The 1,531-nt window shown below is 49.1% G+C and carries 1 protein-coding gene; it reads right to left on the bottom strand.

Annotated features, from left to right (window positions below; translation table 11 throughout):
* Window positions 1-218 precede the first annotated feature (218 nt).
* Window positions 219-1,454, bottom strand: a complete 1,236-nt coding sequence (locus tag F591_RS0126975; RefSeq protein ID WP_019537637.1) for an ISL3 family transposase — start codon at window positions 1,452-1,454, stop codon at window positions 219-221.
* Between the last annotated feature and the right edge of the window lie 77 nt (window positions 1,455-1,531).

Below are 1,531 nucleotides of genomic sequence, written 5' to 3'. Positions count from 1 at the left end.
GGCTCTTCGCCACTAGCGATGCTACCAGCCAAAATTAGCTCTACGAATTTCCAGAAAACCTTTGAAAATCGGACAAGGGAATTGGTATAGATGCTTCGCTCCACGTCCACCATCTGTTGCAGCATAAACAAGACTACAAATGGGCATACTGGTGCTGGACAAGGGAATTGGTTCAGGTGCGAGCGATGCGTGGCTCCATGCTGTTGCCAATTCTTTTCTTATTTCAAGGCGAAGTTCAGCTTTCCTGCCAATACGTAGACCATAGCGATGATGTTCTTTTCGGAGCGGTAGCCTCGGGCCTTCCGTTTGGCCGCTTGAAATAAGCTATTTACGCCTTCGAGCAGACCGTTTGTCAGTTTGGATGAAAACCATCGGACGACGCCATCGTAGTGGGTTTGCAGCATTTTGGCGACTTCGACCATTGGAGCCAGTCGACAACGCAGTCCCCACTGAATCCAGTCTTGCAGCACCATGGGTGCGATTGCAGCCGGATAGCGATAGATCTCCTGGAGGATCAGCCGCATCCGGTAGGCTTTGGCGGTATCCAGATCGCAGTCCTTCAGTTTCGCCATCGTTTCTTGTTGCGCAGCAGTCAGATTTTCCGGGTTTTTCAACCACATATATCGCGTGTCTTTTAGTTCTGCGCAGCTCTTCCGTTCGGTACGGCGGACTTCATCAACGGCTTCGTTTGCGGCTTGAATGACATGAAACTTATCGAAGGTGATTGACGCTTTTGGGAAGTTCTCCTCTGCACCCTTGATGAAGGCGGGTGACATGTCCATGCAAACCTCTGTAATGTTTTCTGCGTTCCCGCCATGGGCTTCCAGTTGCTTTTTACATTCGCCCCATGTACTAGAGTCCTTGCCTTTGGTCACGCAGATGACGTTCTTTTGCTCCGGATCCATGAAGATGGTGATGTAATTGTGCCCGCGTTTGGCGGACGTTTCATCGGTGTTGATTTTCGTGACATACGTTAGATCTTGCGCCGCGATGGCGTTATCGACATAATGATGGAGAATCCGCCACAAGCGCGTGTCATGCTCACCTACAAAACGGCTAACAGCATTCATGGGCATATCCTTAGCTAGTGCAATAATGAGCGCATCGAAGTGCAGCGTAAAGTAATGCTTAGGTTTATCCAAGGCCCAAGGCACATTGACTCGGGTGATGGTATTACACTCCCCGCAGTTGGTTCTGGGAAGTTCAGCATGGATGTAACTCGGATACTCGAAAAAGTTGAGATGACGCCATGTACGATCATGATTGGCGATATCTCTTACCGGTTGGTTTGGGGCTCCACACTTCGAACAAGGAAACAACGCCCGCTCACGAAACTTGACATACACGTCCAACTGCTTGGCTTCCAGGCTGAAATCAACCCGATCGATATACCACGGCTCGGGAATATGAAGCAGTTCTTCCAACTGACCTTCCTTAAGATTTGCTACAAACATATGAAAACACCTCATCCTCTACTGGTCTCTTAATTTCCAGTATTGACAGGTGTTCGCACTTTAAACAGCGAAGAAGC

Source organism: Paenibacillus ginsengihumi DSM 21568, assembly GCF_000380965.1.
Lineage (GTDB): Bacteria > Bacillota > Bacilli > Paenibacillales > NBRC-103111 > Paenibacillus_G > Paenibacillus_G ginsengihumi.
The sequence above is the reverse complement of the archived record's forward strand: the minus strand, read 5'-3'. Positions and strand labels throughout refer to the sequence as shown.